Source organism: Thermomicrobium sp. CFH 73360, from assembly GCF_023806465.1.
Classification (GTDB): Bacteria; Chloroflexota; Chloroflexia; order Thermomicrobiales; family Thermomicrobiaceae; genus Thermomicrobium.
Genome location: NZ_JAMSLS010000001.1, coordinates 750477 through 775658 on the forward strand (window position 1 = coordinate 750477; position 25182 = coordinate 775658).

Sequence of the window (25182 nt, forward strand, 5' to 3'; positions counted from 1 at the left end):
GATTCAGGCGCGACACCATATCTCCCTCATGCACCCGGCTCCACGCTCAAGTCGCGACCTGTTCAGTCAGAACCTGCTCGAGTGCTGCCAATGCGGCACGCGCAAGCGGCGTAACTTGGTAGTAGGCCCAGGTACCACGGCGCTCGACCGTGACAAGATGAGCCTGGCGCAGGATGCGCAGATGGTGCGAAACGGTGGGCTGACCGACCGGCACGCGCTCCACGAGGTGACAGACACAAAGCGGTTCCTTCTGCTGAGCAAGCAGTGCCAGTAACGTCAAGCGCGTCTCGTCAGCAAGTGCCCGAGCGAGTGCGGCGAGCCGGCGCGTTCGTCCCGTGTCCAAGGAGGGCATTTCGCAGTTGCTCGAGCAACAGGATCGCTGTGCCACCTTGTCCTCCTTGGAGCCACCATACCATCTTCATCGACGATCGTCAATGCATTTCCTGCTGAGCAGTGCTGGTGTCTTGCATCAGCACTAGAAGGCGGCTCGAGCAAGCGCTAAGGAGGCACACAAATGACGAGGAAGGACGCCGCTCTCCTACCGAGTGAGCATCTCAGTCCACAACGCGAACGAACAGAAATGACGAGGGAGGATGCCACTCTCCCACGGAACTTCTGAAGCTCGATTGTCTCCCGAAAACGCACTTACAGCGATTGTGTTCGAACTCTGGACGCCAGCGACACCTGCAGGTCGATCCAACTCTCGCTCTCAGAAGAGCCACAGCGCACTGCTCAACAGGCGCCGCAGCAATCTCTCTGTCACCTCTTGCAAGAGTTGAGATTTCCCGTTATCTTGCCGAGGCGGAACCGACAGGAGGCCTCTCCCGAGAAGGAGAACGGCAATGGATGCCTATGCGGTCGTGAACGGCACGATCTTGACGATGGATCCGACAAAACCAGAAGTTGAGGCATTTGGGGTCATCGGCGAGCGCATTGTCGCTGTTGGCTCAATGGCCGAGGTGGAAGCAGCCCTGCCCCGTGGCGCCCGACGACTTGATCTCGCCGGGGCTACTTGCCTTCCCGGATTCAATGAAGCACACAATCACATGATCAACTTTGGCCTGGTTCTGGGGCAAGTCAACTGTCGTCACCCCCATGTCCGCTCCATCACTGACATCGTGGCCCGCTTTGCCGAGCGAGCAAGCCAGACACCGCCAGGGAGTTGGATCCGTGGCCGTGGGTATGACGATAACGTGCTTGCCGAGCATCGTCATCCCACCCGTTGGGACCTTGACCAGGTGAGCACGCGTCATCCGCTCGTCCTTGTCCATAGCTCCGGTCATATGCTCGTCGCAAATTCTCTCGCGCTTCAGCTCGCTGGCGTCACCCGGGAGACGCCCGACCCTTCTGGTGGGCACATTGTGCGAGACGAGTCAGGCGAGCCGACTGGGTTGCTCCAGGAAAACGCCATGGAACTGGTCGAACGGGTAATCCCAGCTCCAACACTTGAGGAGATGATTGAAGCACTTCGTCGCTGCAACGATGCATATATTGCGGCTGGTATTACCTCAAGCCAGGACGCTGGCTCGGACCATCCACTGCAAGTCGAGGCCTACCAGCGAGCAGTCGAGCGCGGTGTGTTGAAGCTGCGCACGTCGATGATGATTCGTCATCAACTTCTCCCCCATCTGCTTGGGCTGGGAGTCAAGCAGGGATTTGGCGACAATCGACTCCGCCTCGGCCCAGTGAAGCTCTTTGCCGACGGTAGCCTCATTGGACGCACCGCAGCAGTGAGCCGTCCCTTCCTCGACGATCCACGACCAGACAACTACGGGATGACGATCTGGACCCAAGAAGAACTGGACGAGTTGGTCTGGCAAGCCCATAGTGCTGGCTTCCAAGTGGCAACACACGCGATTGGTGATCGAGCGATCGAGATGGTGCTGGATGCCTACGAGCGTGCACTCACTCGGCTCCCGCGAGCAGACCATCGTCATCGTATTGAACACTGCGGAGTATTACGCCCCGACCTGATTGAGCGCATTGCCCGACTCGGGGTGCTCGTCGTCAGCCAGCCAATCTTCATCGCTGAATACGGTGATGGCTTTATCCGCCACCTTGGTCTGGAGCGAATTCAACTCACGTATCCATTCCGAAGCCTTCTCGATGCCGGCATCCGGCTCATTTTCTCAACGGACTGCCCGGTCTCGTCTTACGAACCGCTCCGCTGTATCCAAGCTGCCGTCTTGGAGCGCACGGCGAGCGGCCGCTCCTATGCGCTGGAGGAGGCGATTCAGGTTGAAGAAGCCCTACCGCTCTACACCGTGAATGGGGCATTCGCCACCTTCGAGGAACGATACAAGGGGATGCTCCGCCCCGGCATGCTGGCCGATTTTGGCGTCTTGGAGCATGATCCGCGTCGCGTCAATCCGGAGGAACTCACGCAGATCCGAGTGCTGCGCACAGTCATTGGCGGCCAGACGGTTTATGAGGCGTAGGTGCGGCGAGGCCATACGGGTGATGCTACGGAGCGCCCCGCAGACGCCGTCCAGAGACTGACCATCCCTCCTCTGATGACTGGCTTCAGTTCGCCGGCTGGAAGATCTGTGGGTTCCAACACACCAGCCCTGCACAGAGAACCGGCGCAGGGGATTGTTAGAGACGAGCACGCCCATGCATGCCGAAACAGGCCTGGTAGCAGGCTGGATGTGGGAAGGTTCTCGGAAAGAACCCTCCGGCCGAATAAACGGCTCCAAGGCAAGCCAGCGTCGGCGACTGTGCTTCTGTATCCCCTGCTCTCCCGCCGGTGCGCAATATTTCCTTTCTGGCTCCTGGTAAGACACCAGGAGCGTTCGTCAGATCACGTTCCCTTCGCTTGCTCGGACACGCTCAAGCAACCCCGCCTCCACTAATTGCTGCCGCACCTCCTCAGGCGTGCGCTGCCGTCCCGGGAACGCCTCATCCTCACTCAGGCGGATGACGAAGCGCGCAGCGAGCGCCGCTGCGAGTTGGATACTGCGCAGCGTGACCTTGTCGAGCGTGTCCGCCTCGGTATGTCCCCAGCCACGCCCAACCATGCCACTCGTCGCATCGCGGCTGCTCAGTGTCGCGTTGGGGATACCGCGGAGGGCAAACGGGAAGTGATCGGAGTGTGCGTTGAGCTCGTCTCGGATCGTGAAGTCGTAGGGAAGCTCTCGGCTAATTGCCTGGAAGTAGGGGACGAGTTCCGGTAAACCAGAGAGGACAAGTTGTTCCTGCCCGCCGCTGCCGCGTCCCGCGCCGTCGAGGTTGAGGACGAATCGAATGCGCTCGTCATGTGCGGCCGCGCGCGCAGCGTGGTAATAGGCCCCAAGGAGCCCGAGTTCCTCGGCGCCGAAACAGATGACGCGGACGGTCCGCGCAAGCTGCCCTCGCAAGCGGCTGAGGGCCCGGCCGACCTCCAGCCCAACCACCGTCCCGGCACCATCGTCGCTCGCACCTTGGGCGATGTCGTGGCCGTCATAATGCCCACCAACAAGCACGAGCTCCTCAGGATGAGTCCGACCGGGAAGCTCACCGATGACGTTCGCCGAACGTGCCTCGCGCGTTCGGTTCTCGGTCGCAATGCGGACGCGTAGTGCTCCGCGCTTAGCAAGTCGGCGAAGAAACATCCCGGTCTCATAGCTCAGCCCGAGACCAGGTATGGGCGCTTCACGGTCCAAAGCACTCGTCCCGTTCGGATTCCGGCCGGTAAGCGAGCCCGTGATATGCAGTTGCCCTGGATTCTGATTGACAAAAAGCACAGCAACGGCACCGCGTTGCACGGCCCAGTTGTACTTGTCGGTCCGGTGGCTCTTGCGCTCGCCAGGGCGGTTCGTTTCGGCATCGGTCAGGACGATCTTGCCCGGAATCTCGCTCGCGAGCCGGTCGAAGTCCGGCAGTTCCCCCTCTCCCACGTCGACCACTTCAGCCTCGAGATGTGCACTGGGACAATAGGGCATTGCAAGGGATGGGAGCTCCCGCTCCAAGGGCTCGATCACCCAGAGCTGGCAGGGTCCCCGTTCCCAAGTCACCATCGGAAACTCCTCGAGTCGGACGTTCTCGAGTCCATACGCACGGAGGCGTTCGGCCAGGAATTCGGCTGCTTGCCACTCCTGCTCCGAGCCCGCGAAGCGATGGCCAAGGTCGTCACAGAGGTAGACGAGATTGCGCCAGGCTTCATCCGACGTCCAAATCTCACCCAGCACAACGCGATCAAGTTCTCGCAAACGCTCTCGCTCCATTGTCCTTCCCTTCAGGTCTCGCCCACAACTTGCTTTCCATTAGCCAATGCTGCATGACTTGCCTCACGGAAGAAGCGCATCACGCGGGAACGCGTCGGTAAGGCGGGAATTGCACCACGACGGGTACAGACGAGTGCACCGACGGCATTGGCCAGCCGCAATGCCCGCTCGATCGCCTCTCGTGACCAATCTCCTTTCTGCTCGAGCAAGCCCACGAGGAGACCGGCGACAAAGCCGTCACCGGCACCGGTCGTATCGACCACCCGCACCGAGAATCCGGGTATGGTCCCTTGTCCCTCCGGCAGAACATACGTACACCCAGCTGCTCCCCGCGTCACCACCACGATGCGGAGACGCTTGTGCCACAGCTGACGCACTGCGGCCAATTCGGTTGATCCAGTCAGAAAGACAAGCTCCTCTTCACTCAGCTTGACGAGATCCGCTTCGCGCCAGCCAAGCAGCATCCCTTCACGCGCTGCTTCTGCCGAGGGCCACAGCGCGAGGCGCAGGTTGGGATCATAAGAGATGAGTGCACCGTGCGCACGAGCCTCGGCCAGCGCGGTCAGCGTCGCCGAGCGAACCGGCTCACCAATGAGTGAGATGGAGCCGAAGTGGAAGATGCGAGTTGCACGGACCACCTCGCGATCGACGTCCTCGGGGCCCCAGAGCATGTCAGCGCTGGGATGGCGATAAAAGAGAAAGTCGCGTTCACCGTCAGCCCGTAGACTGACAAACGCGAGTGCCGTACGGGCAGCAGCGGTGAACCGCAGACCGCGCACATCGATACCGGCACGTCGAAGTGTTTCCGCTAAGTAGTGGCCAAAGTCATCGTCACCCACCTGACCAAGGAATGCTGCCCGGTGACCGAGTCGAGCAACTCCGACCGCAACATTAGCCGGCGCGCCGCCAGCAGCGCGGCGAAACGCTGGCGCGTCAGCCAAGCGCACACCTCGCCGGAGTGCAACGAAGTCGATCAGGAGTTCTCCGCAGCTCACGACATCAAACATGTGACCTGACGACCTCCTTCGGTCATGGTCGCCAGCACGGCCGATCATGCGATCTTGGCCGAGAGACGTCAAGCCGTCTGGGAACGTCTGTCAGCCATGCTCAGGCACCGTTCGAGTCATCGAGCACGGGTAAAAACGGAGAACTCAGACCGCGCTTGTGAGGTTATCCTCTGCGTCCCCGCTCTCTGCCAGAGAACACGGTAGCGTGTCATTGACCGATCGATGGTCGGGTACACTCCTTATCTCTCCTCAGGCGCGTCCGAGGAGAGATGCAGATGCCGTGGTGACGACCATATCGATCGGGACAGGTGACTGGAGCGGTCAGGCAACCGCCAGCTCTTCGCGTTCGTGTACTGCATGGTGAACCGGGTTGACAGGCGCTAGAGGCCGTACACTCGAGACATCTTCAATTGGAGAGCGGCTACTCTCGTAGCGCGACGATACAGCCTTCGTTTGGTCGGAGGACGAGACCGCTCTCGATGATCTCACCCGCACGATCGAGAGAGGTGGAGAGGAGCACCTGACCGCGCAGGGTAAAGCGGCTTGTCGTGAATGTCCGTTCGTGTCCACCGAAATTGAGCACAACGAGCAAACGTCGACCAGCAGCCTCGCGGAGAAAGGCGAGTAGGTCATCCGGAGCCGGGACGGGTCGATAGCGGCCAACGACGAGCACCGGCTCGGCCCGTCGCAGGATCAAGAGCTCCCGGTACAGCGACAGCATGGAACGCGGGTCCTTACGCTGCACGGCAACGTTGCGCGTCGCGTAATCCGGGTTCAGAGGCAGCCAAGGCTCACCCGTGGTGAATCCGGCACCAGAGCTATCATCCCATGGCATCGGTGTTCGGCAGGAATCGCGACCCGCTCCGGGGCCAATTGTCTGCTCAAGCGGATCACGACGCCGTTCAGGGGGGATAGGGACATCGGAAAGCCCCAGTTCATCGCCGTAGTAGATCGTCGGTGTCCCACGCAGGGTGAAGAGCAGCATGGCAGCAACACGTGCTTGCGCCTCGCCGACACGTGTTGCAACACGTGGCCGGTCATGATTACTCAGAACCCAGTTGGGCCAATCATCAGGGCTGAGGAGCGCCTCGTACGTATCGATCGCGGCGCCAACACGGCGAGCTTCCCAGGGCACGAGCAGCAGTGCAAAGTTGAACGGCAAATGGAGCTCGCGACGATGCGGGCAGCCGTAATACGTGACGAGTCGTCCGACGGGCAAGTAGATCTCGCCGATGAGGACACGCTCACCAAAGGCATTGGCGACTTGACGCATGCGAAAAAGAATCTCGTGGATCTCGGGACGATCGCTCGTGTAAACCGGAAGGAGCTCACGATACGATGGCTGATCCGGCGTGTACTCTGGGTTCACCGGATTGTCACGCAGCTCCTCGTCTTTGATCAGGAACCAGATAGCATCGAGGCGAAAACCATCAACTCCCCGTGTGAACCAAAAGCGAAGGACATCGAGCATCGCTGCTTGAACTTCCGGATTTCTCCAGTTCAAATCGGGTTGTTCCTTGAGAAAGGTGTGGAGATAGTACTGCCCAGTCGCGGCATCAAACTCCCATGCCGAGCCGCCAAAGATACTCCGCCAGTTGTTCGGCGGGCCACCATCGGGAGCAGGATCAGCCCAGATATACCAGCGACGACGCGGATGATCACGGCGACTGCGCGACTCAAGGAACCAGGGGTGCTGGTCGGAGGTATGGTTGGGAACGAAGTCGAGGATCACTTTGAGTCCCCGTGCATGGGCATCCGCGATTAGCCGCTCAAGATCCTCGAACGTCCCGAACGTTGGATCGACGTCGAGATAGTCGCTGATGTCGTAGCCAAAGTCAGCCATCGGCGAGCGGAAGATGGGAGAAAGCCAGATGGCGTCAATGCCAAGCCAGGTCAGGTAGTCGAGCTTCCGGCGAATCCCCTCAAGGTCGCCGACGCCGTCACCGTTACTGTCCGCAAACGAGCGGGGGTAGATGTGATAGATGACTGCACGCTGCCACCAGTGCCAGCGGCGCTCTTCCTCCACAGGAGCCCCCTCCCCAAACGACGAGCGCCGCGCGAGCCGTCACCCGGCGGCGCTCGCTGGATCGCGCTGCACCCCGCTCAGCGTCGGACCGCCTGGCGTGCCTTGACAAAGCGGGTCAAGAGGATACTCGTTCCCACGGCCACCAGGAACACGAGCGGGATATCGATTAAGAGGAATGCCCACGTCAAGGCCAGCTCACCATTGATCGCGCTCGCCAGCGTCCCGAAGATGACGTTCAACACCACCAACGCGGCCGTCCGGAGTCGCACCGACGCAATCCGCCAGCAGATGAGCCCTACCACGACACCAGCAGTGATCGGCAGTATTTCTCCAATCACTCCGCGCCCCTTCCTCTGTAACCAACTCACCCAACGTCCAGCCTGCCGCAGGAGCAGCCGGCTGTCAAGCGGGCGACCGCCTGGACGCCTCACGCCCGGTGTGATGTCCTCTTTGGTCAGCAGCGAGGCACTTCCACGCCTCCGAGCGCCGTCTGTTAGGAGCGACCAGTAAAAAGTTGCGCTACTACTCGAGAGCGAGAGATGAAACGACGGACCGGAGAAATGCGACGGGCACCGAGTTGTTCGAATACTCTGCCGCAGCTCGTTCGGAGCAGAACGGCCTGCCACTGGAATGACCCTCTGGGCATTCGTCAACGTCGCTTCACCCGTCTCGGACAACGAACGCCGGCGGCCTTCCTTACCGAACCAGTCGCCTCTCCGCAGAGCTAGTCCGTTGGCTCACGCGGAGTACAGGTTGGCACACCAGAACACGCAAGACGAATGCGTGTCGACGGCTCAAGATGGAGTTGAATATCAAATGTCTCTCACGATGGCGAGAACTGCCATGATGCGTCCGCTCACACGTTCGAGCCAGGTGAAGATCGACCGTGCCTCATCGGCGGTGACTGGTGGCAGCTCGGTCGGAGAGTACCGCCAGCGAAGAGAGAGGAGCTCTGAGTCATTCTCCGCCGCGAGATCGGGATGCCCGGGCGCACGAAGGATCGCTGCCAGACGCTCTGCGATACCAAGCTCTCGAGCCTGGATCTGCTCCCATGTGCACTCCGCAACCCGGCTGAACCAATAGCAGAAGCGAGCAAGCGGGAGTTCTCCAAGTTCCGCCGCGATCACTTCCCAGGCAGGCTGGTCCTCGGCTGGTGGCGGAAATGAGGCACTGAGCGGGATCCTTCCCCGTTGTGCCAGCACCGCAGGATACCACGCCATCCAGAGCATCCAAAACAGCCGGAAGGCCTCGAGGATGTCATGTGGCTCACTTGTCGAGGACTGCTCCAATCCCTGCACCCGTGCATCCCGTGCGGCGAGAGATTCCTTGAGGAGTTCGTACAAGACCTGGCGGGCTTCCTCGGGCCCGATTGTCAGAGTCTCCAAGAAGCGCGCTTTACGTGAGAATGTGCCGATCAGATGACTGACTGGAAACCCGGCATCGGCCAGTGCCATCTCGACCTCGACGCGAATCGCGTCGATCTCCCTCGCAGCCCGGTACATATGCTCCGTAACAGTATCGATCCACTGGACAGCGGACCGAACTTCGTCCGCCGTGATGGGGAGTTCAACCGGATAGCGGTACTCCGCCAGGCAAGCTCTCCTCCAGTTGGCCCCCATCGGGTCATTGCACGTGAACGTCGACTCGCTTGGAAGTCCTGTATCACGGATCGCTAGATCAAGCCAACGACTGATCCCAAACTGCTGTGCCAGCTCACGGACAAATGGGTGCTTCGCCACGTCTCCGAACCAATAGACGAACCGAACAATGTGGAGATCACCGACGGTGTCGCGGAGTGCCTGCCACCCCTCCTGATCGTCGTCACTTGGCAGGTAACAGCGCTCCGAAATCGGAGCTCGTTGGCATAGTTCCTGCCATAAGCGCCGAGTGACCGGATGATCCGCCGGCGCATATGTGTCGAGGAATGCGGCGTACCACAGATGGAAGTACCACATACTCCTGCCGGCGTCTTCCTCGCAGTACCCAAGATCTGCCTCCAGGTCGTGCGCCAAGCTACCGGCGTTGTGGTAGACGGCTTCCAAAAATGCCACATCATAAGCGACCTCGGGTACTGATCCAGACATCTTTTGCCCCCTTGGTTCCAGCTTTGTCAATGCCCCATAGGGAGCGTGGCAGTGCAGCGGGAACCCTGTCGTTCTCGTTCGACCGAGGAGAAGATCTTCGTTCAAACGGTGCATCTGGCATCTGACCGTTACTCAACGAATCCAGTCCAAGAGACAAGCCAATCGACGATGCGCCGCCACTCCATGGCCCAGAACATTACCGTTCCGACTGGTCGTACCACGGTTCATCACTACGAACCTGGTACACACGCTTCAACGGTGATCTTGCGCCAGCTGTACACTGCCAAGCATCGGGGGGGCCGAACGTGTCCCTCTGCAGGTTTGATTTTCCAGGATACGTTTTCCCGCTTCACACGAGCTGCGATACTGTACCACCTCGGACAGGCGCAGTACGCACACGCCGCAGCCGCAACCAGCAGGCACGAAGCCCAAACCATGACAGCATACGGTACTATTTGTGGCTCTCTACAACGTGACTGACTCATTCCTCCGCTAGACACGCCGAAGAGGTCAATCGCTCTAACCCAATACCCTGCCCCACTCATCCGGCTGATGGACTTGAGCCCACTAGGAATTGCGAGATGGTCTCAATCATTCGCCAAGGAGCGGTCACGAGTGATCTCCTATCGATTGTTCTCGCAGAACACGTCCTCACACCCGTGTCCCGTCGCTTTTGAGGATTGGGCGACCGGATCATGGCATCGTCGGAGGCCTCTCATTGCATGGCTATTCGCTTGGCCTGGCTCCTTGCGCTGTGCCCTCTTGGGCATGAGAGAAACGTGCCACTGGAACAGGCAAGTGCGTTTCAGTCATTTCGTGATCGTGCAAGAAGGAGCCGTGCGCCAGAGGGGAGGCGAGGGAAGGCCGCACATGCCCGTCACGTCTCGCAGCCATCTAGCGCTCACCGCGTCACGGTGAGTCCGATGAGCCCGCCCATCTCGCGAAGCTGCTCACGGGCATGTTCCACGTCACGCCCCTCTCGGGCCGCCGCAAGCAGTCGATCAGCTGCCTCGGCCAGCACGGTGATCGCCCGCGGGGTATCAAGGTCGTCCGAGAGCGCTGCTGCAAGCTCGTCGCGCAACGGGGCAAGGTCAAGCGGCGTCGCCTGACCACCAACCGCATTCACTGCCTCGCGCAAGCGCTGGACAAGTGGCTCAAAACGTGCCGGACCATCATCTTCGTACGCGAATGGCGTCCGGTAGTGATGGCTGAGGAGATAGAGGCGGATGGCGTCGCCCGTGTGGCGGCGCAGCGTGTCACGCACCAGCACGAGATTCCCCAGCGACTTCGACATCTTGGCGCCCTGATATTCAACCATGGCAACGTGCACCCAGAAACGTGAGAACGGCCTGAGGCCGGTATAGCCTTCCGATTGGGCGATCTCGCTTTCGTGATGCGGGTAGATGAGATCGGAGCCACCACCGTGCACATCGATCTGTGGGCCAAGGTACTTGATCGCCATCGCGCTGCACTCGATGTGCCAACCAGGACGTCCCGGCCCCCAGGGGCTATCCCAGGTTGGCTCACCAGGCTGTGCCACCTGCCAAAGAACAAAATCGAGCGGGTCTTCCTTCCGCGGATCTTGCGGATCGGCGCCCCGCTCGGCCGAGAGGCGAATCATCTCCTCGCGACGACAGCGACATAGATGCCCGTAGTCAGGATCGCTGGCAACGCGGAAGTAGACATTGCCGTCACGTACATAGGCTGCGCCCTGCTCGAGCAGCCGCTGGATCATCTCGACCATCAGTGGGATCTCTTCAGTTGCTCGGGGAAAGACCGACGGGAATAACACATTGAGCGCATTCAGATCTTCTTGGAACTGCCGGATATAGCGATCCCCGAGCCGATCCCACGACTCACCTACCTCACGGGCTTTGCGGAGGATGTCATCGTCGATATCAGTGATGTTCTGCACATATTTGACACGCCAGCCATGCTGCTGACAGATACGATTGAAAACATCGAACACCAAATATGTCATCGCGTGCCCCATGTGGGTCGTATCATAGGGGGTCACACCACAGACGTAGAGCCGGACAGTACGTCCGTCAGCTGGGGAGAAAGGCTCGACTCGTCCAGTCAGCGCATTGAACAGCTGCACGGCCTTGCTCACTCCCTCCATCACGCGCTGCTCGCTTGCGGTATCGTACCATCGGAGTACAAGGCAGATGTCGGTTCGGTTGGGAAAGGAGGAACGATGGCAGGTCAGGTCGGTGAACGAGCCCCGGATTTTCGCCTCCCAAGCACGCTCGGTCAGCCACTCTCCTTGAGTGACATGCTCCGCGAGCGCATCGCTGTTCTCGCCTTCTTCCACTTCGCCTTCACAAGCGGTTGAAGGAATGAGTTGTCCCAGTTGTGGGACAAGATCGAGGAGATTCGTGCCCTAGGAGCCGAGGTGTACGCAATCAGCTGTGACAGCCACTTCGCTCAGGCAGCGTGGGCACGCGAACTCGGGATCGATTTTCCCTTCCTCAGCGACTGGAGTCGCGAGGTTATCACTTTGTATGACGTGAAGATCGACGAGTTTATCGGGTACCGTGAGGTCCCCGCTCGGGCAATCATCATCGTCGACCGTGAGGGCACGATTGTCTACCGCGAGCGGGCACCTCTGCGTGCGCTTCCGGACGTCGAGGCGGCACTTGCTGCTCTCCGTTCACTCGCGGCGCGCGCTTGAGCCAACGACTGGCGGAGCCGGAGTGCTGGCAGCCGCTGAGGAATCCCACAGCCGGCGCAGCGCTGCCTCAACCAGTCGTCGGGTGGCCGGCGCCGGCTGTCCCACCTTGAGCTGCACGAGCTCCGGAGGGAAGAGCAGGTCGAGCGTCCATTCCATCGCCAGCCGGATACGGCGGTCCCAGCGCGGAATATGGAGTAGCGCATAGGTACGCCAGAGCCACCAGGCGAGGAAGCCATCAAGCGTCACCCGACCAAGCCAGGCGATCGCAGCATGGTCGCCAAGCGTTACCATCATGCCGCGAGTGCGATACCGCATCGGAGCGAGTTCGCGGCAGTACAAGGTAGCCAAGAGGTTGCGCGCCAGTACCCGAGCTTGCCGGACTGCATGCTGGGCGGTTGGCGCATAGGGCCGACCGGTCGTCGGGTCGGTGACGGCTGCATTATCGCCGAGCGCCCAAACGTTCGTCATGCCATCGACACGCAAGAACGCATCGACGACGATCCGTCCCCGTTCATCAAGCGGAAGTCCAAAGGTCCGCACAATCGGGTTTGGATCCACGCCGATCGCGCTCACGATCGTTCGTGACTCCAGAACCATCCCGTCGTCGAGCAGGATGGCAGCAGGGTCCACCCGAACAACCTTGCGGCCCAACAGTACCTCAATTCCACGGCGCTGGAGTTCCTGGACAGCACGCGCGGCAGCTGCCTCGGGGAAGCTCGTTAGCAGGCGTGGCAAGGCCTCCACCAGTACCACCCGCTCCACTCCCGGCCGAATGTTCTGGTAATAGCGAAGCGCGTGCGTGAAGAGGCTGCGGATCTCAGCCGCGACTTCTACCCCTGTTGGCCCGCCCCCGATCACCACGACTGTGAGTAACCGCCGCTGCTCCTCGGGATCCGGTTCGATATCAGCCTGTTCGAGGAGATCAATCAGGTGGTTCCGGAGTGCAAAGGCGTTCGCCAGTCGCTGGACATCAAACGCATAGTCGTCGAGCCCCGGAATGCCGAACGTCGCCGGTACACCCCCGAGCGCCAGAACCAGATGGTCGTACGGGAGCTCCAAGTGTTCCTGGCGATGTTGGTACAACCCATGCTGAATCGTAACAATCCTTCGCTCCAGGTCAACACCGGTGAGTTCCCCAGCGTAGAGCCGGGCATGGGGCACGACATGCCGAATGGACGTCAGAATGGTTTCAACCCGTAAAGCCCCTGAGATCACTTCTGGCATGAGCGGATAGAAGACGAACGCGTTCTCTCGGGAGATCAGCGCAACCTCGATCTCTCCTCGGCGAGCTGCCCTTCGGAGCTCGTGTGCTGCTGTCACCCCAGCGAATCCACCGCCAGCAATGACGATCCGAACTGGTCTCGTACGAGCTTCCATTGCCATGAGCAACCTACCTCTTCGTCGTGACGGTACACCGCCACGGCACGAACCCTCCATTGTATCGCACAGAAGCAGCCCTTGAGGATGACGGAGTTCTGCCGCCTTTCCCACCGTGCCGCGCCTCCTTGGTTACGATTGCCGACTGAGAAATGAAAGGAGTTGGACAATGTCCGCACGAGGGTTCGGACTAGCTGCGGCGGTTTCCCACGAGGTCATCCGCGCGGCAGCAGCTGCTTGCGAGGCATTGGGGTATCGCACGTTCTGGGTCAACGACACGCCGGACGGCGACGGATTGGCGGCACTCGCGACAGCAGCATCAGTCACCCAACGGATCGCACTCGGAGTCGGCGTCTTGCCGCTGACACGTTGGACCCCAGAACGTATCGCGCAACGCGTGCAGGAACTCGAGCTTCCACTTGACCGACTCCGTCTCGGCATCGGCTCAGGGGCAGGACCAGGGGCACTCGCACGCGTCCGCGCGGGCGCGCTGGCACTGCGCGCAGCCATCCCCTGCGAGCTCGTCATCGCGGCGCTCGGCCCACGCATGTGCCGCCTCGCTGGTGAACTGGCCGACGCAGTGCTTTTCAACTGGCTTACTCCGGCGCACGTGGAGCAATCGACACACTGGCTCGCCGAAGGCGCCACCGTCGCCGGACGAGCGCTCCCACGGCGCTACGCATATGTGCGCGTTGCACTCGGCCGCGACGCATTGTCCCGCCTCGAAGAGGAGGCAGAACGGTACGAGCGCTTCCCGGGCTATCGTGAGCACTTTGCTCGCATGGGCGTCAGAGCACTCGCCACCGCAATCGCAGTGGAGTATGCCGAAGAGCTGACCACCGCGTTGCAGCCGTGGGAGACGCAGCTAGACGAGACTGTCGTCCGTGCCATCACCGCTCACGACTATCTCGACGAAATTCTGACGCTTGCGGAAGCAGCTGCGCCTGCTCAGCTCGGCTCTGGAGGCCAGGCCGGCTCCTGACCAGCCAACAACTGCTCGACTTGCTCGAGGTGAAGGCGATCGTGCTCCACGAGTTGCTCGACGAGATCTTCCACTGTCACCTCGCCGAGCCGCTCGTGGATGGCGCGGCGTTCCCAGTCCTTGAGGGAAAGTGTCATCAGCGTCGTCAGAGTATCGCCCCGCTCGTGGCCAAGCCGCTCCAACGCTTCAGCCAGCGAACTCACCGACTCCGCGGTATCAGCAAGATCGACCGCACGAAAATACGGTGTGTCGTGGGCAACCATGCGTAAGATGCGCTGGCGCATCAGCGCTTCGACCGCGGCTAAATGGGCGACGATGCGCGCAAGCGGAGTTTCTCCTCCATGTCCACTCGTCTCTCGATCGCGGAGCATGCTCTGGAGCCGGCGCGGTGTCTCGGAGAGAAGATCAATCAACTCTTGGTAGGGATGGAGCATGCCAAGACTCCTTTCAGCACCCCGCGGAGCAGTCGTACTCAGCTCGTTGGCCGATCGGTCAGGTGCCAGGTGATCCCGAAGGGGTCACGGAAGACAAAGGAGTGCTCGTCACTTTCGGCAACTGCGTAGCCACGGACAAGCACTTCAGCGCGCAGTTCCAGCAGCGTCTCCGGTGCAACCCGCAGACTCAAATGGACAAGACGCGGCTCGACAAAGACCGTCCCGCGACCAGCGAACTGCAAGAGCAACGCAAGCGGACCGTTGCGGAGCAGGACGTACTGCGGGAAGATACCGCTGCGCAGCCCCGCATCCCAGTCGAAGTCAGGGGGAAGATACTCCCAGGTATCACCCACACGCCGGACGCGCCAGACGACCTCCAGACCGAAGAACTCCCGGTAGAAGTTCTCTGCCACCTGGAGGTCGGCGACACGGATCGCAACATGCTGGAACGCTTCGATGCGCACCGTCCGCCCGGCAGGCAAGAGCGGTTGTACTCCGGGGTCGGGGAGCCCATACGGCAAAAGGCCACTTCCCGGCGGTGCAGGAACGAGAGCTCCTTGGATCGGTGCGATTCGCTCGCTCATTGAGCCTTCCTCTCGGCAAATTAGCGATACCAGCCGATTGTCTGCACTGCTTGCGCCCCAAGCAAGCCGAGCTGGACTTCGTACGGCGTGCCAGCCGCCTCCGGGTGGAATTCGAAGCGAGCCCGCTCGAAATACTGCACAGTGTACTCCTTCCCATCGCTCGGGTTCACCTCACGGAACTCTGGGCTGATCGGCAAGCCAAAGCGCGCAAGCCCGCCGTTCCGTTCCCAGTATCGCAAAAAGGCACCCTGAACGACGAAGCCAGTTTCCGGGAAATACCGTTGATCCGGGCCGAGTCTCTCCGGAGGAGGTTGTGGCGGGAAGGTGCGGTCACCGAGGGCCCAGCGGCCAAGATGAGCAAGCTGGACCTCATGGGGAGACCCTCGGTACTCCGGCCAGTACTCAAAGCGTGCACGCTCGAAGAATTGCACGAGCCGGCCGCCGCTCCAGAACGGCTCCGTCAGAGGATATCCAAAGGCAGCGAGCCCGCCGTTCTGTTCCCAGTAGCGGCGGAATGGCCCACTCAAGGTATGCCCGGTCTGGGGAAAGTAGCGCACGGTCGGATCGCTCGGAGGAGCGACTCGACTCGTCGGAACCGCCTCAGGGCGTGCCAGTTGCTGGTAGACCAGGTAAGCGGGCTTCCGCGGCCACGGGATTGCTTCCCGTCCGTAAACGGTGTTGGAGTCAAGGAGGCGGACTAGCCCCCAACTTGCATATCCGTGTGAGAGACCAAAGTCCTCGAATTTGAACCAGAAGACCCGCTCAACTTCTGGTGCTTGCTCCCACAGCAGCGTGTAGACCTGTCCCAGGAATTCCGCCTGCGCTTGTTCAGACGCTGTCGGCGAGAGTACGCCAGTGCTGGACCATGGCGGGGGATCAGCAACCATTCCCACCTCAGTCACCCAGATCGGGGACAAATCCGTGTGGGCAAGCTGGATGGCTCGTAGTTCGCGCACCGCCGCGAGTACGCTCCCGCCATCTGGGAGGAAATAGGGGTGGATGGAGACCGCATCCCACGGATACCGGCCAGTGCGCGCCCGAAACTCCCGTACTGCCGGACTCTCGTAGACCGCACGCCACCAGTCGAGGTGCCGGTCACCATCGTGGTGCCGATCAAACAGAAGACTGCCAGCAACCACACGAGTTGAGGGACTGAGCTGTTGTACCGTTTCGTAGACATCTACAGCGAGTCGCCCATAGACGTCCGGACGAACTGCATGCTCTCGCTGGTTCGTTTCCTCCCAGAGGAGTTCATTGGCATTGGGCTCGTTCAGGAGTTCAACCGCACCCAGTGCTCTTCCGTAGCGTCCAAGAATCTCTTTCGTGCGCTCCACGAACGCACGGGTGTATCGATTACGGCCCTCACGGTCAGGCGATTCGTTGATTGTCCGAAAGCGATAAGACTCGTCAACGTCGGCCAAGATACCCGAACCAAGCACTGCCAGCACCTTCATCCCGTAGCGGGGTGCAAGATCAAACAGGCACCAGTCATGCTTGTCATAATCGACCCAGCCAGGGCCAGGAGCAGTATCATACTCGGCATGGAACTCGATCCGTACCCAACGGGCGCCGAGCGCTGTCATCTCCGCCATCATCGTCTCAAGAAAGATGCGATTGACAGCAAGTGGGGCGCGTTCTGGATCCGTATTGAACTCGTACCAAGGATCACGACCGACAATTCCGAAGAACTCCGCACGGGTCGCAGGGTCTCGCTGCGCTGAGATGGTTGCGGCTGGTCGACCGACAAGACTTATGGCGAGGAGCGCGAGCGCCAGCACCGCACGCAATCCTCGTCCAATGCCCATCGGCGCCCCCTACCCTTCCCGCATCGCCCACAGACGGCACGCGTGTTAGGCCACACGCAGCGCCTGTCGCCAAGGTTCGAGGACAAATCGCTCCAACGCCTCCGCAACTCCGTCCTCGTCATGCCCCCGCACAACTGCCCCAGCTTGGGCACGCACGTGCTCGGGGGCATTCCCCATCGCGACTCCAAGTCCGGCCCGACGCAGAAGTGGGAGATCGTTTTCGCCGTCCCCCACAGCGAGAACGTCGTCCAGCGTCAGCCCGCGCCGCCGCGCCAGGAGTTCCACCCCGCTCGCTTTGCTCACCCCCGGCGCATGCACGTTAGCAACCCAACGCGGGAGCTGTGGGATCCACTCGAACGGGCCATGGTGATAGATCGGGAGCCCAGCCCGCGCCAAACGAGCCGTCGCACGGCGGAGCGCCCTCTCCGGGCCAAAGAGATCGACTGTGAGCACATCCTCAAGTTCGAGTACATCCGCAACCGGGAGGCGATCGACCTCACCGGTACGTGGCAACAGCTCCGCCTCGAACTCCGGCAAGGGTGGAAGCGGGTCGGTGACAAGCACCAGCCGCTCACTACTACGAGGGGCGCGCAAGGCGAGCGCTCCCAGTCCTTCTCGCCTGGCTTCGGCAAGTGCACGCGCCAATCCAGCACGGTCAAGCGGACGCTCAGCCAGTGCCCTCTCGGTGTCTGTCTCCCAAACCAGCGCACCGTTGTAGAGCACGAGAGGGAGCAAGATCCCGAGTTGCTCGAGCACCGGAAGTGTCGTACATAAGCGCCGTCCGGTCGCAAGTGCTACCTCGATCCCCAGCGCCCGACAAGCCATAATTGCGTCATGGACCACCGGCCGCACCACGTCCGAGGGATCCAAGAGTGTTCCATCGATGTCGAGCACAACAAGCCGGAATAGTCGTTCCTTGACTATTTGGTTGGCTTGGTGGTACCCCATTACACCCTCGCTCGCGCCTTGCCATCATTGGTATAGCATAGGCCCCTTGGGATTTTGATCTTTTGTCGAAGACTCTTTCTCCTACCGATTACAGGGGAAGTGTGAAGACCGTGTGGAGAGACGGGGTATCTGCCGAGCTGTGTGTATGGGGTACTGTGGCCACGGCTGGACTATCGCCGCGACGCGCCACACAGGAACACGCGAGGGTCCGGCAGCCATCGGTGATCGCAACGCGGGTATCTCGACGGAGGACAATATGCAGCGAGGCAGTACAACCCTCGCTGCAACCGGAAGAGATACCGTATTGGCCCGGCAAGCCCCAAGGCCTGTTCGAAGGCGGGCAGCTCATCAAGGAGCGTCGCCAGCTTCGCGGATTACTCCAGCACACGGTCAATTGCCGCGAGTTTGGCGCGGAGCGGGGATGGAAGAGCTTCGACGTCGAGCTGTGCCCGGAGTTGCTGTGCTCGGTCCACGTGATCTCGCGCTTCCTCGATCAGCTGCTGGGACTGATGGAGCACATCAAGCTAGGTGGAAGAGTGCGACGTTGGCGGAGACGTTATCCCGGTCGTCTCGAGCGCGGTGACCATTACTTGTCCGACATGGACAAGCATCAGGCCACCTGCAGAGGGTTCCCGGCCGAGAGAGAAAATCACGCGTAGCCGCGGAGCGAAGTCAGCTAATGTCCACTTCCGCACCCCATCGCGCCTTTTCAGCTGCTCCCCTGAACCCAGACCATCTCTCGTCGCAAGGTGTCGGCCAGGCGCAGGCTCCGCTTGTCTCGTTGCTCCCACTCCGCGCGCGTATAGATATAGACGAGCGCCTCTGCCTGCACTGGCAGCTCCTCCAGCGGCAAAAGCGCCATCCTCCGCTCAAACGGGAGCTCCGACGTTTCCAGGATCACCACGATGTCCAGGTCACTTCCTACCCCGGCATCGCCGGGAGCGTAGGAGCCAAAGACGCCCACCGCCACCAGTCCCGGTAGCGGCAGACGCCGGGCCCAAGCCGTGACCGCCTCAAGAACCTCAGCGCGGCTCGGCCATCTGAGCACGGACGAATGCAACGATCTGACTGGCATAGGCGATTGCCTCCTGGCTCTGCAAGGGCCCGTAGTGCTCAACCGGCGCTCCCGCCGGGAAGGCGTCTGGATAGCGCGTCGGCACATACAGAGCATCCAACGAGCGGGCCTTCTCCACCAGTAGAGGGGGAACCGCGATGGGCAGCTCGGCCAGGAGAAGGACCACTAGCTGCCTCCAGGCCTCCTGGCCCAGGTGAAGGTGCAGAGCCTTCACCGCCTTCTCAGCGGCCTGTTGGGCCGCAAAGCATGCCCACTTGTGTCGCCCCGCCTGCGCGGCAATCTTTGCCATCTCCAGGTCAGACTCAGCCTGCTGCAGCCTATCAGGCGCGCGATTCATCTGCTGCACCTGATGGACTCTGTTCCTTCCGCTTACCAGCGACAGCAGGAGCGCTGAGATTGTATAGGGCAGTTCTCGGTGAGCACTCGCAGTGCTCAGCCGTGGGGCACATATTCACCGTGTTCGTCGCTGTCACCCAGCGATGATCATTGCAGCAGTGATATCGAATAACTGCTCACAGTGGTAACAGCACGTGCAGGTGAATCCGGGGACGCCAACCGCGCGGACCTGGCTGATCGGCCGCCGCATGGTGGCATCGTCGTAGATGTTCGAGAGCTCGAGTGGTACGTCAGCGGTGCGCTCCCAGTTGCGCGGTTCCGCGTACCACCCGCGATACCAGGTGAGAACCGGTCGGACAGGAGTGAAGGCACCTGCCGGTTGCAGTTTAAGGGAGAGGACAGCAAAAGAGGCCAGGAGACGAGAAGTACCCGCCAGGACACACTGCTTCGGCGAACGCGTCTCGGTGCGCTGCAAGCAGCCCGTGCCATCAGATCGCCTCCTTCCTGCCGTGCTCTTGCCTGTCACGGCTCCCCTTTCTTCAGCGACGCACCATGATGGTACCCTCAGGAAGAGAGAGCTTCTGCAGAGCCTCCTCGCTCCGAAGCAGCTGTTGCACAGTAGACATTCGGCACCGCTCGCCGCTGCTGAAATTTCACAGCGGCACACAGTGTCAACAGGAAGTTCATGGTGGAGCCAGGGCTTGTCAGAGCCAAGGGTAAAGACAGCTATTGACAGCTGCGTCGCTTACCGAACCCCCTGTCTGACTCGCCAGTCTGCTCGGTTGGGCAGGTCGAAGATCCGCGATCTCCTTGCGGAGGGTTGAGAGCCTCGTGCGATGGCAGGCAACCGTCTCTTGTTTGCGCCCGTTCACCTATGTGCGTCATCGAGCCTCATTCGACCGAGAACGGTTGCCCTCCACGTTGTGCTCAAGTGCTTCTCAACGACAGCCCACGGGCTACAGACAGATTGATTTACTACCCAACTCTTTGCAGGACATGCTTTTTGGTTCGTGCCATTCTGTTGATTCCCGTCACGTGGAGAAATGGAGTCGACGATCTGCTGATGACGCTTGACAATGGGGAGGAACGGAGGGAGTGAGACGATGTACCTGACACGGCACCTGACGCGCGAGGGAATTCGCTGGGCCTGCGATGGGCAGTGGTTGCCAGCCGGCTTCCGCCTCAGCTGGCTTTTGGAACTTCCGGCTGCCACGGCACGAGGCCTATTAGCAATGCTTCCCCGCGGTGAACGAGCCAGCGGCCCTCTGCTTGCCCCAATCGACCCAGAGCAGGAAGTCTGGGCCGCTGGGGTCACCTACCTGCGCAGTCGTGATGCCCGGATGGCCGAAGCACAGGTGAAAGATATCTACTGGCGCGTCTACGAGGCAGAACGGCCGGAACTTTTCTTGAAAGGCCAAGGATGGCGAATGGTCGGACCAGGGGAACCGGTGCGCGTGCGCCGCGACAGCCGTTGGAATGTCCCCGAGCCGGAACTCGCCGTTGTGTTCACCCAGTCGCTGGAGCCCTTCGGCTACACGGTGGGGAACGATGTCTCCTCACGCGATATCGAAGGGGAGAACCCACTCTACCTTCCGCAAGCCAAGGTGTACGACGGTGCCGGCGCACTGGGACCAGGGATCGTGGTCATCGAATGTGCCGACGAACTACACGATGTCCCGGTCGCGATGGAGGTTTACCGCGGGGATACGCTTGTCTACCGAGGCGAGACGACGACGGCCCGCATGAAGCGGCCCCCGGAGCAACTCTTGGCCTGGCTGGGCAGGGAACTCCGCTTCCCCTGGGGTGGCGTGCTGATGACCGGAACCGGTATCGTCCCGCCGGACGACTTCTCGCTCGCGCCGGGAGACCGGGTGGTCGTTCGCGTCGGCGAGCTGGTGCTGGACAACCCGGTCGGGTGACGAACCACACTACCACGCCCGACCGATTCACAGCATCCTCATAGCACCACCGTGTTCGCTGTGCCTACTGAACGTCCAGGCCATCGCCTGGTGGAGTGTCTTCACCACTCGGTGCAGATGAACGGACTGGTGAGCCGGAGCACCTCCTTCCTGTCTAAGAAGTTCCGAGAGAGACGGGTCTCGCGTAAGCCGATCGCCTTGATGTTGGCTGTGCGTGAGCGTGGCACCTGTCAGGATCGGTGACTCGAGTCACGTCTTCGCTGCGCAGACGCAACCTGCTGAGTCTTCTCGTCCCAAGCCCCCTCGGAGAACTCGCAGGAGAACGGTTGTCCCTCCATCGGCAATTGGCACTCCCAGCGAGATATCTCCTGCCAATTGAGCTGGTTGCCAGTTATCCCTCTGGGCAACCCCGATGGCAGATCGTGGCACTCCGGGTCACTGTACTTGCGCATCATCGTCGTCCGGTCCGCTTGCGGCGCGCAGCCGGCAGATCCGGGACATGCCCACCGATACATGGAAGGCCGAGGATCGCTGCTCGAGCGAACTTCGGCCCTGAGGAAGACTTCCGCGCCGTCCGCCCAACCCCTGCGGCACCCTACCGAGCATCAGCGCATCGGCAGCCTATTGCGTCATCTCTACCGATGCGCGAGCCCCAAAGGAAGACGCAAAGACAGGCGAACGAGGTAGGAGTGCTCCTACCCCGCTCGCCTGAAGATATCCAGCCAATCTCATCAGTCGCAATGCCCCGGCCCAATATACCCATTGTTAAACTGATCGAGAGTAGAAGCCCAGGCAATGAGGTCACTGCGCTGGTACCCAGACGGATACGGGGTCGTCGGTGAGGCCACTGCGAAGTACGCCGCGGCGTTGGCGAGGGCGGTCTGCACCTCGGCTGGAGCCGTCGCCCCATTGGCCACATTCAGCGTCGCCGCAATGAACTGGTGTGCGAGGATGTAGTAGGCGTTTCCACCAGCCGGAGGCGTCTGGAGAACGCCGAGCCAGGTCTGACCACTGTTGTAGAAGGTATCGTCCGGCGAGTAGCCTGCTGGCCAACGGTCTGTCCAGCGTTGCCAGTAACCTTGCGTCAAGGTACAGCCCTCCATGCCGCCGCCTGGCGTCGTCGGGCAATCTGCGAAGAGCGTGACTGCGGCGCTCGCTGAATGCGTCATGTGCGTATCACTCTCGGTCAGTGTCGCACTGTTTGTCAACGTTCCAACACGGGTCTCCTCAGCGTCACAGGCAGAGACATTCGTGACCGTAATCGTGAGGGACGTGACCGAGCTCTCAGTGAGCGTCGTCGTCCACGGCCCGCTCGGCGTACAGGTGAAGCCGGCTGGGCAAGCTAGCGCATCGTCGAGCGTCGCGGTCTCGTCGATCTCGGTCGGCATCGATGGGAGCCAGAAGCTCGCCTTCGGCTCCGGGCCGCACGGCTCCCCCGGCTTACAGTTCTTCGCATTGTCGTTGATTGACCCGGAGTGATTCGTGATCTTTACTTTGGCGACGTTCCGGTACTGGGCACCTTCGACTGGGGTGAACTGTACGTCATACGGGTAGCAGAAGGTCTCACCTGGACCGAGGACCGGCTTCGCGCTTGTATCGACCGGTTGAGAGACAAGTGTCTGAAACTTTCCGGATCCGACTTTGTACTCCACCACGTCGGTGATGGTCAAGTTCTCGGTGGGTTTGCTACCACCGTTCGTGACACAGATTTGGCCGCGTACGCCGTAGACGTCGATCGGTTCACTGCGCGTCGCGGTGATCGTGAACGTCACCGTTCCGCTCACGTTTGGCGCGAGCGTGAGTACGTCAACGTCAGCCGTCTTGTCCAGCGTCCAGTCGTAGCGCCGCTCCCAATACCCCTCAGCCGTCTTGACAGCACTCAACGTCGTGCCAGGCACCCCACCGCGGTCACGTGGAGTCGAGACTTTCACCGTCTTCACCGGTGGGGACTTGCTCATCTGTCGCGCACTCACGAGTGCCGGGCCGGCCAGCGAGAGGACCATGAGCACGAGAGTCAAAGCCACGACGAGCCGTTTCGTTCGCATCAGACCCACCCCCAATCCACCTTCAATGAGATCCACTCAGGGGTCACCGCGCTTCAGCGCTCGTTGGGAACCTGTGCCTCACTCCCTCCTGTCCCATCTCGCTGACGGAGCGGTGACGTAGGACTATAGTCTTACCGTACTACCCCTGAAGACCCACACCAAAATAATACCCATTGCCCATCCTCTTGTCAAGTTTCTGCTCAATAAGCGCCAGACCGTAACCTGCCCGAATGCGTCCAGCGGTCACGAGTCTCCAAACTCCGGCTCTTGGGTGCTCATGGGCAAAGCGCTGCTCGCCCACCGCTCCCCGTAACCCGGACAAACACGCCCGAGACTTGTGCATTCCGTCGCGCTATCCTTCAGACTCCTTCTGCCCAGCGACCACGTTGTTGGCAGGGTCCCGCGTGACCAGGCACTCTTCAAATCCGCTGCTCTGAAACCCGCAACGCGAGGAGGCGAGTGCTCAGAAGGGTTTCACTCGTCATCCTCGAAATGGTCAGCGACTGTCATACCAGCGTCGACCACCCGAGAGCAGCGAAGGCACTGGCTCCAATCCCCAGCCTTACCAGGGTCGCCTCAACCGTGAGTAGGTACGAAAGTCCCATCAGAAAACCTGCCGCTTCGCTTGACAGGACTTCCGTCACATCTCATACTTAGGATAAATTGGCTAATTCCCCGGAGGCAAAAGAGCAGAAGACGCCTCGCCGCATCCGAGGGGAGGGTGAGAGGATGAGAGGGAAGCCGTCGTTACCTCGAGGTGTACTCTTCATCATGACGCTTGTACTCATCGCACTCGTGCCAGGCTTGGTACTGGCCGATGAGGTTCGTGTCACCGGCAACGCGATCGTCATCAGCGGGGGCGTCAAGACGGTGACAATCACGGCCGGGGGCTCGGCGACTGTCAGCTATTACATCCAGCAACAGCCAGCCAATCAGGACGGACAGCAAGGGTGCAATGCCAACGATGGGAGCCCGGCAACGCTGACCTTCAAAGCGAATGGCTCCCCGATCTCTTCCACCGGCACGACTGTCACAGCGAATCCGTCCTCGCTGACCTTTACGCAGTGCGGACAAGGGAACAGTCAATCCGTCACGTTCAGTTCCTCAATTCCAGGTAACTACGTGATCACCGTCCAAGTGTCTGATACCGGGCCTGGCTCCTATGATGCGAATCCCGCCACCTTTACCCTGATCGTCAACCCGCCGCCTGATTCAACACCGCCACTCATCACCCCAGCCATCTCCGGTACGCTCGGCAATGGCGGCTGGTACGTCAGTGACGTCACGGTGACATGGAGTGTTACTGATCCCGAGTCGTCAGTCACCAGCACCAGCGGCTGCGGCCCGACGACCATCACCTCCGATACGACCGGACTCACGCTCACCTGTACCGCGACGAGCGCCGGCGGGACAGCATCGCAGGCAGTCACTATCAAGCGCGATGCAACTCCGCCCGCGATTTCGTGTGCTGTTCCAGATCAGAGTATGTGGTACGGCGACAACGTATCGGTCTCTTGCAGCGCCAGCGACAGCACATCCGGCCTCGCCGGACCGTCCACCTTCACTCTAAGCACGAGCGTCCCGGTCAGCACCGAAACCTCGGCTGCCACGACGAACTCTCAAACTGTGAGCGACTACGCTGGGAACACAGCGACGGCCGGCCCCTTCACCTTCAAGATCGACC

At 60.9% G+C, this 25182-nt stretch carries 22 protein-coding genes; 6 read left to right on the forward strand and 16 right to left on the reverse strand.

Annotation, left to right across the window (positions count from 1 at the left end; translation table 11 throughout):
• Nucleotides 1-46: 46 nt before the first annotated feature.
• Entirely contained in the window at nucleotides 47-388 is a 342-nt protein-coding gene (locus tag NET03_RS03255; RefSeq protein ID WP_252127450.1) for an ArsR/SmtB family transcription factor, read from the reverse strand.
• 454 nt (nucleotides 389-842) lie between these two features.
• Between NET03_RS03255 and NET03_RS03260 the strand changes: the two genes are divergently transcribed.
• The gene (locus NET03_RS03260; protein WP_252127451.1) at nucleotides 843-2438 is read left to right on the forward strand and encodes an amidohydrolase; all 1596 of its coding nucleotides are present in this window, start codon (nucleotides 843-845) and stop codon (nucleotides 2436-2438) included.
• Between the two features lie 357 nt (nucleotides 2439-2795).
• Here the strand turns inward: NET03_RS03260 and NET03_RS03265 are convergent, their stop codons facing one another.
• The 6 genes from NET03_RS03265 to cysS all read right to left on the reverse strand — a co-directional run bounded on the left by NET03_RS03265 (nucleotide 2796) and on the right by cysS (nucleotide 11441).
• Nucleotides 2796-4202: a M20/M25/M40 family metallo-hydrolase gene (locus NET03_RS03265; protein WP_252127452.1), complete on the reverse strand. Its 1407-nt coding sequence runs from the start codon at nucleotides 4200-4202 to the stop codon at nucleotides 2796-2798.
• Between the two features lie 11 nt (nucleotides 4203-4213).
• Nucleotides 4214-5209 carry a PfkB family carbohydrate kinase gene (locus NET03_RS03270; protein WP_252127453.1) on the reverse strand — a complete coding sequence of 332 codons (996 nt, stop codon included), beginning with the start codon at nucleotides 5207-5209 and terminating at the stop codon, nucleotides 4214-4216.
• A 421-nt stretch (nucleotides 5210-5630) separates the two neighbouring features.
• On the reverse strand, nucleotides 5631-7235 hold the full coding sequence (locus tag NET03_RS13735; protein ID WP_252127454.1) for an alpha-amylase family glycosyl hydrolase: 1605 nt from the start codon (nucleotides 7233-7235) through the stop codon (nucleotides 5631-5633).
• Nucleotides 7236-7312: 77 nt separating this feature from the next.
• The gene (locus tag NET03_RS03280) at nucleotides 7313-7573 is read right to left on the reverse strand and encodes a hypothetical protein (protein WP_252127455.1); all 261 of its coding nucleotides are present in this window, start codon (nucleotides 7571-7573) and stop codon (nucleotides 7313-7315) included.
• A gap of 474 nt (nucleotides 7574-8047) precedes the next feature.
• Complete coding sequence (locus tag NET03_RS03285; RefSeq protein WP_252127456.1) at nucleotides 8048-9319, reverse strand: hypothetical protein; 1272 nt, start codon at nucleotides 9317-9319, stop codon at nucleotides 8048-8050.
• Between the two features lie 901 nt (nucleotides 9320-10220).
• Nucleotides 10221-11441 (reverse strand): cysteine--tRNA ligase, encoded by a 1221-nt coding sequence (gene cysS / locus NET03_RS03290; RefSeq protein WP_252127457.1) that lies wholly within the window; start codon nucleotides 11439-11441, stop codon nucleotides 10221-10223.
• Between the two features lie 75 nt (nucleotides 11442-11516).
• Between cysS and NET03_RS13740 the strand changes: the two genes are divergently transcribed.
• Nucleotides 11517-11654, forward strand: coding sequence for a redoxin domain-containing protein (locus tag NET03_RS13740; RefSeq protein ID WP_353655758.1), 138 nt, complete (start codon nucleotides 11517-11519; stop codon nucleotides 11652-11654).
• Between the two features lie 9 nt (nucleotides 11655-11663).
• Nucleotides 11664-11993 (forward strand): redoxin domain-containing protein, encoded by a 330-nt coding sequence (locus tag NET03_RS03295; RefSeq protein WP_353655759.1) that lies wholly within the window; start codon nucleotides 11664-11666, stop codon nucleotides 11991-11993.
• On the opposite strand, the gene NET03_RS03300 is transcribed toward NET03_RS03295, so the two are convergent.
• Nucleotides 11973-13376 carry an NAD(P)/FAD-dependent oxidoreductase gene (locus NET03_RS03300; protein WP_252127459.1) on the reverse strand — a complete coding sequence of 468 codons (1404 nt, stop codon included), beginning with the start codon at nucleotides 13374-13376 and terminating at the stop codon, nucleotides 11973-11975. The two genes, NET03_RS03295 and NET03_RS03300, sit on opposite strands and share 21 nt — an antisense overlap.
• 163 nt (nucleotides 13377-13539) lie before the next feature.
• Here NET03_RS03300 and NET03_RS03305 point away from each other — a divergent pair, with 163 nt between their 5' ends.
• A complete protein-coding gene (locus NET03_RS03305) occupies nucleotides 13540-14352 on the forward strand; it encodes an LLM class flavin-dependent oxidoreductase (protein ID WP_252127460.1) in 813 nt (270 codons plus the stop codon).
• Here NET03_RS03305 and NET03_RS03310 read toward each other — a convergent pair.
• From NET03_RS03310 to NET03_RS03340, 7 genes are all read right to left on the reverse strand, one after another.
• The gene (locus NET03_RS03310) at nucleotides 14319-14786 is read right to left on the reverse strand and encodes a DinB family protein (protein WP_252127461.1); all 468 of its coding nucleotides are present in this window, start codon (nucleotides 14784-14786) and stop codon (nucleotides 14319-14321) included. The two genes, NET03_RS03305 and NET03_RS03310, sit on opposite strands and share 34 nt — an antisense overlap.
• A gap of 38 nt (nucleotides 14787-14824) precedes the next feature.
• On the reverse strand, nucleotides 14825-15370 hold the full coding sequence (locus NET03_RS03315) for a VOC family protein (RefSeq protein ID WP_252127462.1): 546 nt from the start codon (nucleotides 15368-15370) through the stop codon (nucleotides 14825-14827).
• A gap of 20 nt (nucleotides 15371-15390) precedes the next feature.
• A complete protein-coding gene (locus NET03_RS03320; protein WP_252127463.1) occupies nucleotides 15391-17175 on the reverse strand; it encodes a glycosyl hydrolase in 1785 nt (594 codons plus the stop codon).
• Nucleotides 17176-17220: 45 nt separating this feature from the next.
• Entirely contained in the window at nucleotides 17221-18123 is a 903-nt protein-coding gene (locus NET03_RS03325) for an HAD family hydrolase (protein WP_252127464.1), read from the reverse strand.
• A gap of 709 nt (nucleotides 18124-18832) precedes the next feature.
• Nucleotides 18833-19171 (reverse strand): nucleotidyltransferase domain-containing protein, encoded by a 339-nt coding sequence (locus tag NET03_RS03330; protein WP_252127465.1) that lies wholly within the window; start codon nucleotides 19169-19171, stop codon nucleotides 18833-18835.
• Nucleotides 19146-19535, reverse strand: coding sequence for a HEPN domain-containing protein (locus NET03_RS03335; protein ID WP_252127466.1), 390 nt, complete (start codon nucleotides 19533-19535; stop codon nucleotides 19146-19148). Before NET03_RS03335 ends, NET03_RS03330 begins: the two co-directional genes overlap by 26 nt.
• 132 nt (nucleotides 19536-19667) lie before the next feature.
• A complete protein-coding gene (locus tag NET03_RS03340) occupies nucleotides 19668-20060 on the reverse strand; it encodes a hypothetical protein (RefSeq protein ID WP_252127467.1) in 393 nt (130 codons plus the stop codon).
• Nucleotides 20061-20637: 577 nt separating this feature from the next.
• Here NET03_RS03340 and NET03_RS03345 point away from each other — a divergent pair.
• Entirely contained in the window at nucleotides 20638-21453 is an 816-nt protein-coding gene (locus NET03_RS03345; protein WP_252127468.1) for a fumarylacetoacetate hydrolase family protein, read from the forward strand.
• A 731-nt stretch (nucleotides 21454-22184) separates the two neighbouring features.
• Here NET03_RS03345 and NET03_RS03350 read toward each other — a convergent pair.
• Nucleotides 22185-23498, reverse strand: a complete 1314-nt coding sequence (locus tag NET03_RS03350; protein ID WP_252127469.1) for a hypothetical protein — start codon at nucleotides 23496-23498, stop codon at nucleotides 22185-22187.
• 771 nt (nucleotides 23499-24269) lie between these two features.
• On the opposite strand from NET03_RS03350, the gene NET03_RS03355 reads away from it, so the two are divergent.
• The coding region (locus tag NET03_RS03355; RefSeq protein WP_252127470.1) for a hypothetical protein at nucleotides 24270-25182 on the forward strand (913 nt) is incomplete at its 3' end.

Excerpts from the sequence above, each read along its gene's own strand:
- NET03_RS03305 (WP_252127460.1), top strand. The coding sequence starts at position 13,540 with ATGTCCGCACGAGGGTTCGGACTAGCTGCGGCGGTTTCCCACGAGGTC.
- NET03_RS03325 (WP_252127464.1), bottom strand. The coding sequence starts at position 18,123 with ATGGGGTACCACCAAGCCAACCAAATAGTCAAGGAACGACTATTCCGG.
- NET03_RS03315 (WP_252127462.1), bottom strand. The coding sequence starts at position 15,370 with ATGAGCGAGCGAATCGCACCGATCCAAGGAGCTCTCGTTCCTGCACCG.
- NET03_RS03350 (WP_252127469.1), bottom strand. The coding sequence starts at position 23,498 with ATGCGAACGAAACGGCTCGTCGTGGCTTTGACTCTCGTGCTCATGGTC.
- NET03_RS13740 (WP_353655758.1), top strand. The coding sequence starts at position 11,517 with ATGGCAGGTCAGGTCGGTGAACGAGCCCCGGATTTTCGCCTCCCAAGC.
- NET03_RS03310 (WP_252127461.1), bottom strand. The coding sequence starts at position 14,786 with ATGCTCCATCCCTACCAAGAGTTGATTGATCTTCTCTCCGAGACACCG.
- cysS (WP_252127457.1), bottom strand. The coding sequence starts at position 11,441 with ATGGAGGGAGTGAGCAAGGCCGTGCAGCTGTTCAATGCGCTGACTGGA.
- NET03_RS03320 (WP_252127463.1), bottom strand. The coding sequence starts at position 17,175 with ATGGGCATTGGACGAGGATTGCGTGCGGTGCTGGCGCTCGCGCTCCTC.
- NET03_RS03335 (WP_252127466.1), bottom strand. The coding sequence starts at position 19,535 with ATGAATCGCGCGCCTGATAGGCTGCAGCAGGCTGAGTCTGACCTGGAG.
- NET03_RS03260 (WP_252127451.1), top strand. The coding sequence starts at position 843 with ATGGATGCCTATGCGGTCGTGAACGGCACGATCTTGACGATGGATCCG.
- NET03_RS03300 (WP_252127459.1), bottom strand. The coding sequence starts at position 13,376 with ATGGCAATGGAAGCTCGTACGAGACCAGTTCGGATCGTCATTGCTGGC.
- NET03_RS03345 (WP_252127468.1), top strand. The coding sequence starts at position 20,638 with ATGTACCTGACACGGCACCTGACGCGCGAGGGAATTCGCTGGGCCTGC.
- NET03_RS03270 (WP_252127453.1), bottom strand. The coding sequence starts at position 5,209 with ATGTTTGATGTCGTGAGCTGCGGAGAACTCCTGATCGACTTCGTTGCA.
- NET03_RS03265 (WP_252127452.1), bottom strand. The coding sequence starts at position 4,202 with ATGGAGCGAGAGCGTTTGCGAGAACTTGATCGCGTTGTGCTGGGTGAG.
- NET03_RS03285 (WP_252127456.1), bottom strand. The coding sequence starts at position 9,319 with ATGTCTGGATCAGTACCCGAGGTCGCTTATGATGTGGCATTTTTGGAA.